This window comes from Rhodococcus sp. OS5 (genome assembly GCF_056837585.1).
On the sequence record NZ_CM166368.1, the window covers coordinates 384,332 to 398,307 of the forward strand.

Below are 13,976 nucleotides of genomic sequence, written 5' to 3' on the forward strand. Positions count from 1 at the left end.
AACTCGCAGGTTTGTTGCGACTATTCATAGAACGATGGTAGGAATTGCCGGTGCATATCACCGCGAAGGTGGACTACGCCGTGCGGACTCTGGTCGAGCTCGCGGCAGTTGGTCCTGACCCGGCCAAGGCCGAGTTTCTCGCCAAATCCCAGGTAATACCCCACAAGTTCCTGGAAGCGGTGCTCTCGGACCTGCGGCGCGGCGGCTTGGTCAACAGCCGTCGAGGCCCGGACGGGGGATACTGGCTCGCTCGGTCCGCGGACGAGATCACGATTGCCGACGTCATACGAGCTGTCGAGGGACCGCTGGCTTCGATTCGGGGTCAGCGACCGGAAGACGTCGACTACGGGGGACCGGCAACGCCCCTCAAGGAGGTGTGGATTGCAGTGCGAGTCAACCTCCGTGCTGTGCTCGAAAATGTCACACTCACCGATGTTGCAGGTGGAGAGTTGCCCGAGTTCATTCACGAACTGACGGCAGATCCCGAGGCGTGGAATCGGCGCTGATACAGCCCGGTTTCAGTGTGCCCGTCGACGCGGAACTGCCATAGGAGCAGTGTTCGCGGTGTTGCCTCCCGCGGATTTTGCGTCGTACATCAGATGATCGGCCGCAACGATTGCTCGGGAGAACTCGTTGTAGTCGAACTCTTCCTGATGTGGGATGAAAGGTAGCGTCGCTGCGCCGACGCTGACCGTGGCCAGGGGGTCGTCGGAGGCGTTCACCACGGCTTTGGGGAGCGTCGCGATTCGTTTGCGAAGTCCGTACGGAGTACCGATCATCACAACGGTGAACTCCTCGCCGCCGGTGCGCGCGGCGTAACCGAAACCGTTCACATGCGCCTGCAGGCGCGTTCCGGTCCGGATGATGACGGCGTCACCGACTTCGTGGCCGAACGTGTCGTTCACCGCCTTGAACTTGTCGATGTCGACGACGGCAACAGCAATGTCGGCACGATTTGCCGACGCGACCGACCAGATGCGCTCCGACATGTCCCACAGTCCTCGTCGGTTCAACAGGCCGGTAAGCGCATCCACTTTGGATCCCGTTGCGCGCGCGAGTAATTGCCGCCAGGTGAACTGAATCGTGGCCGGAATGAAGATCACGGCACACAGGACGACGTCCGTGCGTGCGATCACGCTGGTTGTCGAGTAGTCGCCGTTCGTCAGGCCGAGCACCGTCAGGGCGATGACAAATGTCGTGGCAAAGGCGAGATGGAAGGCCAACCAGCGGTAATCGAGAAAATAGGTGAAGTAGGCGCCGGTGGCGACAAAGAGTGCCGCGCCGAAGAGGGCGGCGTTATGGCTGGTGAAGGTGATGAGAATCGAGGCAGTTCCGAGATCTGCCCACAGTCCGTAGAGCTTGAGCATGCGTGAACCTCTGATTCGGCCGACAAACCAGAGAATCGTAGGGATCAGGTTGACGGTCGCAATGCCGACGAGCCAACTGCGCGCAAACGGTCCGTCCGGGCCCTCTCCGCTGAGGAGAAACAGGAACGCCACGATCGAGAAATTGAGTGAGCAGAACCCGATGGTGAGACGGACGAGACGTAGTACGGAGCCTCGTCCGGACTTCGATCCCCACAGCATCACCGTGGACGAAACCGGCCAGGTGTGCAGGAGCGGGTCCATCAGATTCCTTCGCCGAGCAAATTGCGGTTAATTCACCGCAAAGTATGTCAGGCCATGTTGATTCACGCGTCAACTTGGCAGGGGGCGTCAGGCGGTGGAGTTGCTCGCAACCCTCTCTGTCGCGCTGTTCAGGCATTTGCCGTGCGTGAGTGTGAGGTACGCCTCGAGTTTCCGTGCCGTGTGTTCGATCGCACAATATTGCAGACCTCTGCAAAGTTGCAGAGCTCTGCAAGTTCGGTACCGTGTTGGGGTGATCATCGAACAAGGCCTTCGTGACCGCAAGAAGGCAGCAACCCGTGCCGCACTCAGCGGCGCGGCAGCACGGCTTGCTCGTGCGCTGGGGATCGAATGCGTCACCGCTGACGCAATCGCCTCCGAGGCCGGAGTGTCGACGAGGACGTTCCACAACTACTTCTCCAGCAAGGAGGAGGCAGTGCTCGCCAGTTTCGAGGAATCGGTGACTTTGTGGATCGAGGCGCTTGCGTCACGGCCCGCGGACGAACCAATTCTCGACGTCCTCGAAGAACTTGTGGTCGAAATCGTGAACGACTCAGGTCCGAGTGGGAGTGAGAAGGCAAGTATCTGGCTGCTGTCGGATTCGAGTCCCGCGCTCTACCGGGATGCCGCAGACATGCATCAGCGGATCAACCGTGCAGTCGTTCAGGCATTGGCGGAACGCACCGGTACCGACGCCGAGAAGGACCTGTACCCGACGCTCCTCCTGGGAGCGGTGGGCGGAGCCGCTAAATCGGTGATCGACGTCTGGACTGGCGGAAAGTCGGAGGCTTCCAGTCCGGAAGAGTTGGTTCACGACGCTTTTCGGCAGATTCGTGCCGGGTTGCCCGCGCCGCCGCCTGCCCCTGAGATGTCGCGTCCCTGAGATGTCTCGTCTCTGAGCCCCACACGTAATACCTGTCCACGTACACGCACCGAAACAGCAAGGAGCCCGTCGTGGCCACCTATCTTTATCGGATCGGCAAGTTCGCCTACCGGCGAAAAGGCGCGGTCCTCAGCGTTTGGCTGATAATCCTGGTCCTGATGGGCGTCGGGGCAGCGACTCTGTCCGGCCCCACCAAGGATTCGTTCTCCATTCCGGGAACCCCGGCGCAGCAGGCGCAAGACCTGATGGCGGAGCGTTTTCCCGACGCGCCCAATCCTATGGATTCGCTGAGCGCGCGATACGTAGTGCAAGCTCCGGCAGGCACGACGCTGGCCGATCCGGCGAACGTCAAGGCCATGGACGACATGCTCGCGAGTATTCGTGGCATCGACAAGGTCGCCGACTCTGCCAAGGTGGACCCGGCGACTGCCACTCCGGAACAGGCCGCGAAGGCGTTGGTCAATCCGGTTACCGGCAACGACTCCATGGTTGCGATGTTCAAGGAAAAGGCTGCTGCGGCTGGAACTTCCGAGACACAGGCCGTGGACGACGCGCGTGCGTTGTCGCCGCTCAGTGCCGACGGCACAGTCGGGTACGTCGAGGTTCCGTTCAGCGGTGACTTCGCCGATCTCGATCAGGCGTTGCGTGATTCGATCAACTCCGCAGCCGATGTCGGTCGGGCCGAGGGACTCAACGTCCAGGTCAGTGGTTCTGCTGCTCAGGAAGCGGAGATGCCCGGTGGTGTCACCGAGCTGATCGGTATCGCCGTTGCCGCAGTCGTTCTGGCCATCACGTTCGGTTCGCTTGTGGCCGCGGGGCTTCCGCTCCTCACCGCGATCATCGGTATCGCTATCGGCAGCCTCGGAATCACGGTTGCCACCGGATTCATGGATCTCAGTTCGATGACTCCGACGTTGGCGATCATGATCGGTCTGGCCGTAGCGATCGACTACTCGCTGTTCATCATGTCCAGGTTCAGGCATGAGCTCACCCTTACCGACAACCGTGCCGAAGCAGCAGGTCGCGCCGTCGGAACCGCCGGTTCCGCAGTGGTATTCGCTGGTTTGACGGTCATCATCGCGCTGGTTGCATTGCGCGTCGTCGGCATCCCGTTCCTCTCCGATATGGGTGCGGCAGCGGCCTTTACCGTGCTGATCGCGGTTCTGATCGCCTTGACCTTGCTGCCTGCGATCCTGGGTATGTTCGGACGCAAGGCTTTTGCCGGCAAGATCCCCTTCCTCAGCAAGCGCGCAGAGGAGTCCGAAGACGAAGATTCGGGCAAGCCGAAGTTGGCTCTGCGCTTCATCAGTGCCGTCGTCCGTCGTCCGCTCGTGCCGCTGATCGGTGGAGTAGTGCTTCTGGGCGCATTGGCTCTGCCCGCAACGGGATTGAGCCTGGCACTGCCGTCGGAGGCCACCGGTGACCCGGCGACCAGTGCGCGTCAGGCATACGACCTGATCGACGAGGGCTTCGGTGACGGTCGCAACGGACCGCTTATCGCCGTTGTCGACGCGAAGGGGGCCAGCGTTCCCGCCGGGGAGGCCTTTGCGGAGGTCGTCTCGACCATCTCGGGCTTCGATGACGTCCAGAACGCACAGGTCGTCGGGGTCAACGAGGCCGGCGACACCGCGCAGGTACTGATCACTCCGAAGAGTGGTCCGACCGACCCCGCCACGATGGATCTGGTGTCCAGCCTTCGTGGAGCCGAAGGCGGACTCAACGATTCGATCGGCGTCAGCTACGGCATCACCGGTCAGACCGCACTCGAAGGCGACGTCTCGGACACGCTGAAGGATGCATTGGTGCCCTACCTGGCCGTCGTCGTCGGCCTTGCATTCATCTTGTTGCTCTTGGTGTTCCGTTCGATCCTGGTTCCGCTGACGGCGACGCTCGGCTTCCTGCTCAGCGTGCTCGCGACATTCGGTGCGACGGTGGCGATCTTCCAGCACGGTTGGTTGGGCATCATCTCGAACCCGCAACCACTCGTGAGTTTCATGCCGATCTTCCTGATCGGTGTGGTGTTCGGACTCGCGATGGACTACCAGGTGTTCCTCGTGACGCGTATGCGTGAGGAGTACGTCCACGGCGCGAGCGCGAAGGAGGCCGTGACCATCGGCTTCAACCATGGCGCCCGGGTCGTCAGTGCGGCCGCGGTCATCATGATCTCCGTGTTCGGTGCCTTCATCGCGGAACCGAACTCGTTCATCAAGTCGATCGGCTTCGCGCTTGCCGCGGCGGTGTTCTTCGACGCCTTCATCGTGCGCATGGTGATCATCCCGTCCGTCATGGCACTGCTCGGCGACAAGGCGTGGTGGTTGCCGAAGTGGCTGGACAAGATTCTGCCGAACGTCGACATCGAGGGTGAGAAGCTCAGCAAGGCCCTCCGTGAAGAAAAGGAAGCGGAGCTTCAGTCCGCATCTGCTTGATCTCTGCTGTGCGCCTTTATTAACCCCCCGCGGTTAATAAAGGCGCACAGCAGTTTTTGTGTATCGAAATATCCAGCGGCACGTGTCGGCCAGGATTGGTAACCTTCGCTCACTATGCTGATCAGGCTGCTGCGCACTTATCTGACGCCGTACCGGGGTGAACTCACGGGCGTTGTCGTCCTGCAGTTTATTTCGACTATGGCGGCCCTTTACCTTCCGAGTCTCAATGCCGACATCATCGACAACGGCGTGACGAAAGGCGACACCGGCTACATCCTCTCCACCGGCGGGATGATGCTGATGGTCACGCTCACGCAGATCCTGTGCTCGGTGGGGGCCGTCTTCTTCGGTGCGCGAGTCGCCATGGGCGTCGGACGCGATCTCCGAGCGTCGGTGCTGCATCAGGTCGGGACGTTCTCGGCCCGAGAGGTCGGGCACTTCGGTGCGCCTTCGCTGATCACCCGCAACACCAACGACGTCCAGCAAGTGCAGATGATGGTCGTGATGAGTTGCACCATCCTCGTCATGGCGCCGATCATGTGCGTCGGCGGCATCATCATGGCTCTGCGCCAGGACCTGAATCTGTCCTGGATCCTGGGGATCAGCGTCCCGCTTCTCGTAGTCTCGATGGGTTTCCTGATTGCCCGGATGGTCCCCGGATTCAGGGTCATGCAGGGCCGCCTCGACGCCGTCAACCGTGTTCTTCGCGAACAGATCACGGGCATCCGTGTCGTCCGAGCGTTTGTACGGGAACCGTACGAGGTAGAGCGTTTCGGCGATGCCAACCGTGAGCTGACGGAGACTGCACTCGGCGTCGGCCGCCTCATGGCACTGATGTTCCCGCTCGTGATGCTGATCAGCAATGTCACCAGCGTCGCGGTCATCTGGTTCGGTGGCCATCAGATCAACGAGGGCTCGATGCAGATCGGCTCGCTCACCGCGATGCTCAGCTACATCATGCAGATCCTGATGGCCGTCATGATGGCCACTTTCATGGCGGTGATGCTGCCGCGTGCGTCGGTGTGCGCCGAACGTATCTCCGAAGTACTCGACACGGATTCGTCGGTGATCCCGCCCGAGAATCCTGTCCGAGAACTGAAGGACCCGGGAGTCGTCGAACTTCGTGGAGCTCAGTTCCAGTTCCCCGGAGCCGAGGAGCCAGTGTTGCGCGACATCACCTTCCGCGCCGAACCAGGCAAGACGACGGCGATCATCGGCGGCACCGGATCGGGAAAGACCACTCTGCTCAACCTGATTCCGCGGTTGATCGACTCCACCTCCGGATCGGTATCGGTGGGCGGCGTCGACGTCCGCGACATCGACACGGAGCTGCTCTGTTCGGTGATCGGTCTGGTCCCGCAGAAGCCGTATCTGTTCTCCGGCACTGTCGCCACCAATCTCCGCTACGGAAACCCCGAAGCTACCGACGAATGGCTGTGGGAGTGCCTCGAGATCGCCCAAGCTGCCGACTTCGTCCGCGCCATGCCCGAAGGCCTGGACACACCGGTGGCACAAGGCGGTACGACGGTATCGGGCGGTCAGCGTCAGCGACTCGCCATCGCGAGAGCGTTGGTGCGTAAGCCGCAGATCTATCTGTTCGACGATTCCTTCTCGGCACTCGACCTCACTACTGATGCGAGGCTGCGTGCGGCGCTCCGGCCGGTCACGCAAGACGCCTGCATCGTCGTTGTCGCGCAGCGCATTTCCACCATCGTGGAAGCCGATCAGATCATCGTGCTCGACGACGGCGCCATCGTGGGGATCGGCACGCACGACGAACTCGTGGTCAGTTGTCCCACCTACGGCGAAATTGTCGCCTCTCAGCTAGCCGTACAGGACGCATCATGAGCAATCGGCCGACTTCCTCGCCTCCCATCGGCCCGCCCGGCGGCGGTGATCCCACAAAGAAGGCCATGAACTTCGGCCCTTCGCTCAAACGTCTCCTTGGACGCTTGAGCCCCGACAAGCCGATCGTCGTCCTGATCTTCGCTTTGGTGACGGCAAGCGTCGTACTTTCCTCGATCGCTCCGAAGATCCTGGGAAACGCCACCAACCTGATCTTCGACGGCATCGTCAGCAAGCAACTCCAGCCGGGGACGACAAAGGAACAGGCTGTCGAAGGATTGCGCGCTTCGGGGCAGGGTCAGCTCGCCGACATGGTGTCCGGCATGGCAGTTGTGCCTGGAACCGGAATCGATTTCGACGCAGTCGGCAAGGTCTTGATGATCGTGCTGCTGCTGTTCGTCTGCGCGTCGCTGTTCAGTTGGCTGCAGGCGTATCTGCTCAACATCGTGGTCCAGCGAACCGTTCGTCGTCTGCGTGAGGACGTCGAGCAGAAGATTCACCGACTTCCCTTGCGGTACTTCGATACCCATGCCCGCGGTGATGTTCTCTCACGCGTGACCAATGATATCGACAACGTCGCGCAGAGCTTGCAGCAGACGCTCAGCCAGTTGGTCATGTCGGTGATGACCGTCCTGGGCATTCTGGTGATGATGCTGTGGATCTCACCTCTGCTCGCCTTGATCGCGGTGGCAACTGTTCCGCTGTCGATCATGGTGACGGCGTTTATCGCGAAGCGTTCACAGAAGCACTTCGTGGCGCAGTGGAAGAGCACCGGCGGAATCAACGCGCAGGTCGAGGAAGCATTCAGCGGCCACGAGTTGGTCAAGGTGTTCGGTCGCCAGCAGGAGGTCGAGGAGCGCTTCCGCAAGCAGAACGAGGATCTGTACGAGTCCAGCTTCAAGGCGCAGTTCATCTCCGGTCTGGTCATGCCGGCCGTGATGTTCCTGGGCAACCTCAACTACGTCGCCATCGCAGTGGTGGGTGGCATGCGCGTCGCATCCGGAACGATGACGCTCGGCGATGTGCAAGCGTTCATCCAGTACTCGCGGCAGTTCACCCAGCCGCTCACGCAGATAGCGTCGATGACCAATCTGCTGCAGTCCGGCGTCGCTTCGGCCGAGCGGGTCTTCGCGCTGCTCGACCAAGACGAGCAGTCGGAGGACCCGAAGAGCGCGAAGTCGCCCACTGTCGACAAGGGTCGCGTCAAGTTCGAGAACGTCACCTTCAGTTACAAGCCGGAACAGCCGCTGATCGAGGACCTGTCCCTGACTGCCGAGCCGGGCCAGATGGTTGCGATCGTCGGACCCACCGGCGCAGGCAAGACCACCCTCGTCAACCTCATCCTGCGGTTCTACGAACTCAATTCGGGCCGAATCACTTTGGACGGCATCGACATCGCCGACATGACGCGAGACGATCTGCGCTCACGGATCGGCATGGTTCTGCAGGACGCATGGCTGTTCGGTGGAACCATCCGCGAGAACATCGCCTACGGCAAGCCTGGTGCCACCGACGAGGAGATTCGTCGCGCGGCCGAGATGAGCTACGTCGACAAGTTCGTGCACTCTCTGCCTGAGGGTTACGACACGGTCATCGACGAGGAAGGCAGCAACGTCAGTGCCGGCGAGAAGCAGCTCATCACCATCGCCCGCGCCTTCATCTCGCAGCCGTCCATCCTGATCCTCGACGAGGCGACCAGTTCGGTGGACACACGCACCGAACTGCTGGTCCAGAGCGCCACCGCGGTTCTGCGCAACGACCGCACCAGCTTTGTCATCGCGCACCGTCTTTCGACAATTCGTGATGCGAACCTGATCGTGGTGATGGAGGAAGGCCGGATCGTGGAGCAGGGGAGCCATGAGGCTCTGCTCGAATCCCGCGGCGCGTACTTCCGTCTGTACAACAGCCAATTCGTGGGCGCGGAGATCTGATGCCTCAGTAGACTGGAGCAGACTTGGTCCGCTGGGTGGACCACATTCTGTGTACTGGAGGCGCTCGGCGATGCATTCGTTGCTGGGGAAAGCGCGCCTGATACTCGATTCCTTCGATGCGGATTCGGGTGCGCTGTCGCTGACCGAACTTGCGAATCGGAGTGGTGTTGCGAAGGCGACGGTGCATCGAATAGCCGGTGAACTGGTGTCTCTTGGTTTACTGGAACGGGTCGGAACCAAGTACAGGTTGGGGTTACGGCTCTTCGAACTGGGGCAGTTGGTTCCTCGTCAACGTATTCTGCGCGAGGTGTCCTTGACGTATGTGCAGGATCTTCACGCGGCGACCCGGGAGACGGTTCACCTCGCGATTCGCGACGGCCTCGATGTTCTGTACATCGACAAGATCTCCGGTCATCACGGGGTGGACCTGCCGTCGCGGGTGGCTGGCCGGCTGCCGATGTATGCCACGGCAACCGGCAAAGCGATACTCGCGTACTCACCGGATTCCGTTTTTCGAGCGGTGACAGGCAACGGATTTGTCGAGTTCACCGATCGGACGGTGAACTCGGAAGACGGGTTACGTAGGCAACTCGACGCTGTTCGTTCGCAGCAGTTGGCGGTCGAGACCGAGGAGGTTCGCCTGGGAACATCGAGTATCGCTGCCCCGATCTTCGGTGGACTTGGTGAAGCAGTTGCCGCGATCGGTGTGTCGAGTCCGCGGTATCGAATGGACACCGAGCGTTTTGCCGAACCGTTGCGCGCGGCGGCCGAAGGGATCAGCCGGAAGGTATCGGTTCTCGAACGCTCGGCATAACCGTTTTATCGACGCACGCAGAGCAGCGCGATCACGCCGAGAACCGAAGCCCCGGTCATGGAGATGGCCACGGCAAGACTGGTGTTGCCGAGAAGGCCGACGACGGGCGCAACCACAGCGGCAGCGCCGAACTGCGCAAATCCGATCAGCGCGGCTGCTGAGCCTGCGGCTTCTCCGTGACGGGACAGTGCAACCGCCGGTGCGTTGGGCATGACAAAACCCGTTGCGCAGAGCATCAGCAGGATGGGGACGGCAAACCCGGCGAATCCCCACGAGTCGGTGGCGGCAACAACAACAAATGCAGCGCCGACGGCACTACTGCCCCACATTGCCCAGATCGTGATGGAATTCGGCGACCACCGGCCGAGAAGGCTGACGTTGAGCTGGGACGAACCGATCAGAACGACGGCGCCGCCGGCAAAGGCAAATCCGTATGCGGTGGCGCTCAGTCCGAACTGTTCCTGCATCACGTAGGACGACGCGGCGATGTACGACCACAAAACGCCGCGGCCGAGACCGCACACGAGCACCAACACCATGAAGTGGGCATCCTTGCCGAGCGCAATGTAGTTTCGCGCGATGGCGCCGATGCCCTTGCCCGACCGATTCTCGGGTGGAAGTGTTTCCGGCAGCGATACTGCCGCGAGTGCGATCATCGCGATGCCCAGGATGAAGAGAGCTAGAAAGACTCCGCGCCACTGTGTTACGGACATCAGTGCCCCGCCGATGGAGGGGGCCAGGATGGGCGCTACGCCCATGACCAACATCAGCCGCGAAAGTACAACTGCCGCATCGTGTCCGGTGAATAGATCACGAACGATTGCCATCGCGATCACGCCTGTCGCGGCGGCGCCGAAACCTTGAAGGGTTCGCAGCGCAGTGAGGACTTCGATGGACGGAGCAAAGAAGCAGGCCAACGACGCGCCGACGTGAATTACTGTGCCCACGAGCAGGGGACGTCGACGTCCGTAGATGTCGGACAGTGGGCCGATGAGCAACTGGCCGAAAGCCAGACCCAGAAGTGTGCCCGTCAGGGTCAGCTGAACCATCGTGTCCGACGTGCCGAATTCCTGCGTGATCTGTGGCAGCGCAGGAAGATACATGTCGACGGTGAACGGCCCGAGGGCGGTGAGAATTCCGAGAAGCAGTACCAATCGGATCCGTGCACCGCCCGTCGGGGCGATCACCGTTCGTTCAGTTGTGCTGTTGGTCAAGGAAACCCGAAACTACACTGTAGTAGTCGTATGGTCGTTCTTCCTGAAGATGATGCGACGCCTTGTCCATGATGTAGAGATGGCCATGGGGAATCATCCGCGCAAGCATGAGCGGGTAGTCCGGGGTGAGGAATGCGTCGTGCATGCCCCAGGCGAAGAGCGTCGGCGCCTGGATCTGGCCGAGTTCAGCTGTGAGATCCTGCCAATCGCCACGAGGTGAGTCCGCCGAGGCAGCCAGGGCCATTTCTTCGGGGTCGAGACTTTGCTCGTATCGCATCTGGAGGGTTTCGGCGGGCAACTTCGATCCGTCGAACCATTCGAGACTGGTGATCAAGGTGCGGAGTTTTTCGAGGGTGGGGCCGGTGCCGCCGTAGTAGACGTCGCGGGCGTTGCGGCCACGACGGCCATCCTCGGGGAGCGGCGCGAGTGGACCGTAGAAGACGGGCATGCTGCCCGTGATCACCAGGGAGCGAACGCGTTCCGGGTACTTTGCCGCAAGATTGAGCGCTATGGTGCCGCCCCACGAGTTGCAGACGAAGTCTGCGCGTTCGATTCCGAGTTCGTCGAGCAGGGCAACCACCTTGGCGGCGTGGAAGTCCCACATTGGGCCGGCGATGGTGCACTTGTCGGACCGACCGTATTGCAGTAGATCAACGAGAATCGCTCGTCGATCCGAGGCGAAGAGCGGTGCCACCGGCCCGAAGTCGGACCACGCAGTGCAGCCGGGGCCGCCTCCGTGCAGGAAAATCGTGGGGTCGCCCTCGCCGAGGTCGTAGTAATGGAATGTGACGCCATCTGCTTTGGCGTACAAGCTCTTCGGTTGATCAGCCATGGCTATACCTGACCTCGAGGTGAGCGGTATGGGAAGTATCGCGGTCCGGCAGGCGAACCCGGTTCGTGGCTGTGAGACTTCCGAATGCCTAGCGTGCTGGCATGAGAACAGAACTCGAGCACGCGCGTGATCGCGCGGAGGCGATGATCGGTACGCGGGAAACGCGAGAGTTGGGAACGGTGCGTCCGGCGGAGTCGGTTGCGTTTGCGGTTGCCACCGCCGAGACGGACCCCCGGTTTCTCGACCCGGAGCACCCGGCATTTGCCGTCCATCCGATGTATCTGCCTTCGCTTTTGCGAGGACCGCAAGGTGGCTCCGATCGAGAGTACCGAGCAGACGGCATGTTCCGTGACGAAGTGCCGGGCACAGACGGTATCGACGTGCGCTTGATGGCCGGCGGGCAGAGTGTGACTTTCTTGCGACCGGCCCCGCTGGGTGAGGCTGTCGTCGTAGGGCGAGTACTCGATACCGTGACGACCAAGGGCCGGGCTCCGGACGAGTTTCTGCTGCTCTCGGTCACCAAGACTTACCGGGGTGCGCAGTCCGGCGCATTCGCCGAGGTCGTCGAGAAGTTCATCGTCCGATGACCGAAACAGTAGTCGTGGGCACGCCGATCGAATCGGTGACCTTGGTCTGCGATCCGGTTCGGATCCTTCGATTCGGGGCGTCGACGCACAATTCGCACCGTATTCACTACGACGCCTCATATGCGCAGACGGAGGGGTTGTCCGCACCGGTGGTCATGGCCCAGTTGCAGGGCACGCTGTTCTTTCGTGCCGCGTCACACTTTGCCGGTGGATACGAAGGAGTTGTGTCCGTCTCCTGGCAGAATCGTGCGCCCGCGCCCGTCGGAACCACACTCGAGGTGTCGGGTGAAGTGTCCCAAATCGACAGTGACCAATTAACTTTGGCATTGCGGGAGCATTCGGACAATGGCGTGCTGTGTGCCGTCGGAACCGCTGTGGTGGTCCGGGTCTGCTGAGCGAACCGAATCCATTGGCGTAGACCGCAATCTCACCCAAGATCTGTTTCATTCAAACGTTCAGTGTCGAGAGGACTTCACATGACTGGTGTCGAGGCGTCGGAAGCCACGTTCGCGCTGCCCGAGCGGCCACGAGCGGCCGGTCGGCAGGATTGGACGGCATGGCCGGGTTACAACGCCGCCGGCAGCGGATACCGCGGTTACTGGTACCCGGTCACGTGGTCGAACCACATCACCAAAGACCCCAAGAGCTTCACCATCTGTGGTGAAAAGCTGGCGATCATCCGCGACGCAGGCAAGGCATATGCCCTGCACGATCGGTGCCCGCACCGCGGCGTTCCGTTGTCCGAGGGCGATCAGCAGTTCCCGGGAACTGTCAGCTGCCCGTACCACGGCTGGACGTACCGGCTCACTGACGGCAAGCTGGCCGCGGTCATCACCGACGGTCCGGATTCCAAGATCTGCGGCAAGCTGAACGTCCAGACCTATGCGATCGAGGAGCGACTCGGTCTGGTGTGGGTGTACATCCCGATCGCCAACGAGCCGGCGCCGTCCATCGACGACCAGTTGCCGCGTGAGCTGGTGGAGAACAAGGGTATCGTCGGTGGTCGGATTCAGCCCCGAGAAGGCAACTGGCGCTTCGCATGTGAGAACGGTTTCGACGAGGGACATGCGAAGTACCTGCACCGCACCGCATTGTGGCGTCTGTTCAAGCCGATGCCGACGTGGAACATCACGAGCATCGTTCCGGAGGGACGCTGGATCTACCGCGTGCAGGAAGAGGTGTACTGGGAGGCGGAATTCCCGGGCGTGGGAACCTGGACGAACAAGCGGTGGTGGAAGAAGAAGCCGGACGAGACCCAGATTTCGCAGATCGGAAACGTCGGCGCCGGTCTGGACGTCAATCCTGTGATCGCAGCTCAGAACTTCCCCGGTTTTGCTTCACTGTCCATGCCGGGTGTCCTGCGCATCGCGTACCCCAAGTTCATTCACTACGAGTTCTACGTCCCGGTGGACGAAGACAACCACAAGTACGTCGGCCTCATGGTCAACTTCGTCTCCGGCGCAGCAAAATTGGGCTTCTACGCCAAGTACCTCGGCGCGATCCGCTGGCTGTTCCACGGTCAGTTCTCGGGTCAGGATGCGTGGATGGTCGAGGTCACCGACGCACCGCCGGAGAAGCTGTACCGACCGGACGTGTCGCTGACGACGTGGCGAAATCTGGCAGAGGAAGAGTACGCCGAGAAGATCGCCGACGCGGTCAAGCACACCCCCAAGGCGCCGGTCAGGCCCACCCGAGAGCGCCGGACGCCAACGCCCCGCTCGGCCCCTGTCGCCGACGCTCAGATTCCCACCGGCACCAGCGAATAGGAGAGATACATGTTCAAGATTCTGACGGCTGTCGCTATCGGTGCCGCTGTTGC

At 61.4% G+C, this 13,976-nt stretch carries 12 protein-coding genes; 9 read left to right on the plus strand and 3 right to left on the minus strand.

Annotation, left to right across the window (positions count from 1 at the left end; all coding sequences use genetic code 11):
* Positions 1–50 precede the first annotated feature (50 nt).
* A complete protein-coding gene (locus ACVZUB_RS01845) occupies positions 51–506 on the plus strand; it encodes an RrF2 family transcriptional regulator (RefSeq protein ID WP_003943908.1) in 456 nt (151 codons plus the stop codon).
* A gap of 12 nt (positions 507–518) precedes the next feature.
* Here ACVZUB_RS01845 and ACVZUB_RS01850 read toward each other — a convergent pair whose 3' ends face one another.
* Positions 519–1,628 carry a GGDEF domain-containing protein gene (locus tag ACVZUB_RS01850; protein ID WP_003943790.1) on the minus strand — a complete coding sequence of 370 codons (1,110 nt, stop codon included), beginning with the start codon at positions 1,626–1,628 and terminating at the stop codon, positions 519–521.
* 250 nt (positions 1,629–1,878) lie between these two features.
* On the opposite strand from ACVZUB_RS01850, the gene ACVZUB_RS01855 reads away from it, so the two are divergent.
* The 5 genes from ACVZUB_RS01855 (at position 1,879) to ACVZUB_RS01875 (ending at position 9,524) form a co-directional block, all read left to right on the plus strand.
* Complete coding sequence (locus ACVZUB_RS01855) at positions 1,879–2,508, plus strand: TetR/AcrR family transcriptional regulator (protein WP_003943912.1); 630 nt, start codon at positions 1,879–1,881, stop codon at positions 2,506–2,508.
* Between the two features lie 71 nt (positions 2,509–2,579).
* Positions 2,580–4,934 (plus strand): MMPL family transporter, encoded by a 2,355-nt coding sequence (locus ACVZUB_RS01860; protein WP_003943813.1) that lies wholly within the window; start codon positions 2,580–2,582, stop codon positions 4,932–4,934.
* Between the two features lie 114 nt (positions 4,935–5,048).
* The gene (locus tag ACVZUB_RS01865) at positions 5,049–6,782 is read left to right on the plus strand and encodes an ABC transporter ATP-binding protein (protein WP_003943950.1); all 1,734 of its coding nucleotides are present in this window, start codon (positions 5,049–5,051) and stop codon (positions 6,780–6,782) included.
* On the plus strand, positions 6,779–8,710 hold the full coding sequence (locus ACVZUB_RS01870) for an ABC transporter ATP-binding protein (protein ID WP_007731644.1): 1,932 nt from the start codon (positions 6,779–6,781) through the stop codon (positions 8,708–8,710). Before ACVZUB_RS01865 ends, ACVZUB_RS01870 begins: the two co-directional genes overlap by 4 nt.
* A gap of 70 nt (positions 8,711–8,780) precedes the next feature.
* Complete coding sequence (locus ACVZUB_RS01875; protein WP_007731643.1) at positions 8,781–9,524, plus strand: IclR family transcriptional regulator; 744 nt, start codon at positions 8,781–8,783, stop codon at positions 9,522–9,524.
* 5 nt (positions 9,525–9,529) lie between these two features.
* Here the strand turns inward: ACVZUB_RS01875 and ACVZUB_RS01880 are convergent, their stop codons facing one another.
* Both ACVZUB_RS01880 and ACVZUB_RS01885 read right to left on the minus strand, forming a co-directional pair.
* The gene (locus ACVZUB_RS01880; protein WP_218679746.1) at positions 9,530–10,711 is read right to left on the minus strand and encodes a multidrug effflux MFS transporter; all 1,182 of its coding nucleotides are present in this window, start codon (positions 10,709–10,711) and stop codon (positions 9,530–9,532) included.
* A gap of 7 nt (positions 10,712–10,718) precedes the next feature.
* Positions 10,719–11,570: an alpha/beta fold hydrolase gene (locus tag ACVZUB_RS01885; RefSeq protein WP_007731641.1), complete on the minus strand. Its 852-nt coding sequence runs from the start codon at positions 11,568–11,570 to the stop codon at positions 10,719–10,721.
* A 101-nt stretch (positions 11,571–11,671) separates the two neighbouring features.
* Between ACVZUB_RS01885 and ACVZUB_RS01890 the strand changes: the two genes are divergently transcribed.
* The 3 genes from ACVZUB_RS01890 (at position 11,672) to ACVZUB_RS01900 (ending at position 13,923) form a co-directional block, all read left to right on the plus strand.
* Positions 11,672–12,157 (plus strand): FAS1-like dehydratase domain-containing protein, encoded by a 486-nt coding sequence (locus ACVZUB_RS01890; protein ID WP_007731639.1) that lies wholly within the window; start codon positions 11,672–11,674, stop codon positions 12,155–12,157.
* The gene (locus tag ACVZUB_RS01895; protein ID WP_021332874.1) at positions 12,154–12,552 is read left to right on the plus strand and encodes a hotdog family protein; all 399 of its coding nucleotides are present in this window, start codon (positions 12,154–12,156) and stop codon (positions 12,550–12,552) included. Before ACVZUB_RS01890 ends, ACVZUB_RS01895 begins: the two co-directional genes overlap by 4 nt.
* An 81-nt stretch (positions 12,553–12,633) precedes the next feature.
* Positions 12,634–13,923, plus strand: coding sequence for an aromatic ring-hydroxylating oxygenase subunit alpha (locus ACVZUB_RS01900; protein WP_482628107.1), 1,290 nt, complete (start codon positions 12,634–12,636; stop codon positions 13,921–13,923).
* The last annotated feature ends 53 nt before the right edge of the window (positions 13,924–13,976 follow it).

Bases quoted from the DNA above. Each gene is read 5' to 3' on its own strand.
- ACVZUB_RS01850 (WP_003943790.1), bottom strand. From the start codon at position 1,628: ATGGACCCGCTCCTGCACACCTGGCCGGTTTCGTCCACGGTGATGCTG.
- ACVZUB_RS01865 (WP_003943950.1), top strand. From the start codon at position 5,049: ATGCTGATCAGGCTGCTGCGCACTTATCTGACGCCGTACCGGGGTGAA.
- ACVZUB_RS01870 (WP_007731644.1), top strand. From the start codon at position 6,779: ATGAGCAATCGGCCGACTTCCTCGCCTCCCATCGGCCCGCCCGGCGGC.
- ACVZUB_RS01875 (WP_007731643.1), top strand. From the start codon at position 8,781: ATGCATTCGTTGCTGGGGAAAGCGCGCCTGATACTCGATTCCTTCGAT.
- ACVZUB_RS01885 (WP_007731641.1), bottom strand. From the start codon at position 11,570: ATGGCTGATCAACCGAAGAGCTTGTACGCCAAAGCAGATGGCGTCACA.
- ACVZUB_RS01890 (WP_007731639.1), top strand. From the start codon at position 11,672: ATGAGAACAGAACTCGAGCACGCGCGTGATCGCGCGGAGGCGATGATC.
- ACVZUB_RS01895 (WP_021332874.1), top strand. From the start codon at position 12,154: ATGACCGAAACAGTAGTCGTGGGCACGCCGATCGAATCGGTGACCTTG.
- ACVZUB_RS01900 (WP_482628107.1), top strand. From the start codon at position 12,634: ATGACTGGTGTCGAGGCGTCGGAAGCCACGTTCGCGCTGCCCGAGCGG.